General features: G+C 78.3%; 1 pseudogene. It reads right to left on the bottom strand.

Annotated features, from left to right (window positions below):
- Positions 1-674: pseudogene (locus CCN42_RS40940) on the bottom strand (hypothetical protein); the annotation flags it as partial.

The raw sequence follows: 674 nt of genomic DNA on the forward strand, positions 1-674 counted from the left end.
AGCACGACCGTGGGGGCGTGCGCGGAGTCCACGACGGCGGACGTGCCCTCGGGGCCGGCCGTCTCGCGTACGGCACGGGGGCCCGCGGGCAGGGCGGGGACGACGGACACCACGGACGGGTGGGCGGCGAACCGGGCCACCTCGGAGGCGGCGGCGCCCTCCGGAACCCCGCCGAAGGCGTCCACGTCGACGAAGTCCACGCCGGGCACCGCGTGCGCGGCGGCGACGACGGCGCTGAGGTGGACGGGCTGGGCCAGCCTGGCCGCGTCGAAGCCCAGCCGGGCGGCGAGCGCCGCGCGCACCCGCTGCTCGACCTTCTCGGGGACGGAGGTGGACAGGGTCCGTACGCCGAGGACGACGACGAGCCGGACGCGTTCGCACGGCTCGACCAACACCGGCAGCCCGGGGTCGCCGTACCGGCGCAGGGCCGAGCGCAGCGCGGTCAGCATGGGTGCGGCGGGATCCAGCGGGGCGTCGTCGGCGGCGGCGACGGTCACGTGCACGAGGGGGCGGCGGCCGTCGGTGACGCGGCGCGCCACGGCCTTGCCGACGCCCGCGAAGGCGCGGGCGAAGGACTCGTAGTCGGGCACCGAGACCAGCCGGTCGAAGGCGGCGAGGCGCAGCGGGATCGCCTGACGCAGCTCGGCGGGTCCGTCGGCGTCGGCGCCGCCGCT

Source organism: Streptomyces glaucescens (assembly GCF_002154375.1).
In the GTDB taxonomy this organism is placed as follows: domain Bacteria; phylum Actinomycetota; class Actinomycetes; order Streptomycetales; family Streptomycetaceae; genus Streptomyces; species Streptomyces glaucescens.